This is a genomic window from Streptomyces sp. SX-6 (genome assembly GCF_059089585.1).
Genome location: NZ_JBTHHU010000080.1, coordinates 1 through 1,607, shown reverse-complemented (window position 1 = coordinate 1,607; position 1,607 = coordinate 1). Strand labels below are relative to the sequence as shown.

General features: G+C 69.4%; 1 protein-coding gene. It reads right to left on the bottom strand.

Features of this window, described 5'->3' with window-relative positions:
* Window positions 1–1,599: ISAzo13 family transposase (locus ACV530_RS36550; RefSeq protein ID WP_494337042.1), on the bottom strand; the 1,599-nt coding region annotated here is incomplete at its 3' end.
* Between the last annotated feature and the right edge of the window lie 8 nt (window positions 1,600–1,607).

Genomic DNA, 1,607 nt, shown 5'->3' with positions numbered 1-1,607 from the left:
TCCGGTGAGCTGGGCGAGGTCGTGTGCGGTGGTGGCTTTGATGAGGCCTGGTGGGATGGTGTGGTCAAGTTGCTGTAGGGCGTGGGTTGTTTCCCTGACGGCGTTGCCGATGGTGGCGGAGGTGGTGCCGAGCAGACGGGCGAGGCTGTTGCGGTGTGCGGACCAGCGGTGGCTGAGGACGGTGACGAGCAGGCGGTCGGCGGGGGACAGCAGGCGGTGGCCGGTGCGGGGTGCGGTGCGGCGGCCGGGCATGACCGCTGGGGGGTGGTCGTGCAGGTACTGCTCGACGTCGGCCAGGAGCGCGGCCCAGGTTGCGGTGTTCATGGCGGTGAGGGTGGGGTGGTGCAGCCAGGCGGGGGCCCGGTCGGCGGGGGCGGGCCGGCTTTCCGGGGTGGTGCGGGGTGCGGGCAGGCGGGGGTGGAGGGTGTAGTTCCACTCGCTGTGCCAGTCGTGGGGAGTCAGAGCGAGAGCGTCGATGTCGGCCTGGGTGGCGTTCGCTCCGGTGGGGTAGGCGCCGGTGTCGAGTTCGGCGTGGACGCTCAGCCCGGTGCGGGTGGCGGTTGCGGCGATGGTCTCGATGACGACTTCGTGGCTGGTCAGGGGCCGGCCGCGCCAGTTGAGGGTGATGTGGGAGAAGAGGCGGTGCTCGATTTTGTTCCACTTGGAGGTGCCGGGCGGGAAGTGGCAGACGGTGATGTCCAGCCCCGCCTGGCGTGCGAATGCGGCGAGTTCGGTCTTCCAGGCCCGGGTGCGGTAGCTGTTGGACCCGCCCGCGTCAGCGGTGATGAGCAGGCGCCCGGCCTGCGGGTAGTCGTGACGTCCGCGCGCCTGCCACCAGCGGCGGACCGAGGCGACTGCGAAAGCAGCGGTGTCATGGTCGGTTCCGACGTTGACCCAGCCGGTGTTCGCGGTGATGTCATAGATCCCGTACGGGATCACCTTGCCGGCCTTCAGGTCCGGGAAGTCGTGGGTGTGCACCCTGACCGGTTCTTTGGACGGGCGCCACTCCTGCCCTGCCATCCGGTAGTTGCCGATGTGCTCCTTCTTCTTGGCATCCACACTGATGACCGGCTGACCGGACTCCTGGTGACAGCGGGCCTGTTCATTGATCCAGCGGAACTGGCCGTCACGGTCGGGGTGCTGGCTTCCCTCGAGGGTCTTGGCGTTCGCCTGCAGACTGAAACCTTCCTCGCGCAACACCACGGCGACCGTGTCCCGGCCCACCGGATGGCCCTGCCGGGTCAGCTCGCCGGCCAGATGACGCAGCGACTTCGTCGTCCACCGCAACGGCGATACGGGATCACCACGCTCGTCCGGCTCCACCAGAGCCAACAGCGCCTGCCGCAGGCCAGGATCGCGATCCGTTACCCGCTTGCGGCCAGCCCCTTCCCGCCGCACCCGGCCCAGCGGGCCCTCACCCGACTCCAGCTCCCCAGCCCCACGCGAGACCGTGGCCACACTCACACCCGCCGCACGCGCCACCGCCCTCATCCCTCCATGCCCCAGCGCCCGCGCTTCAGCTCCTATCACCAACCGCCGCTGCCGCTCATCGAGATGAGGGAAGAGCTCCCTGAACTTCACCGCCAGCGCACTGCCCACGTCCCCAG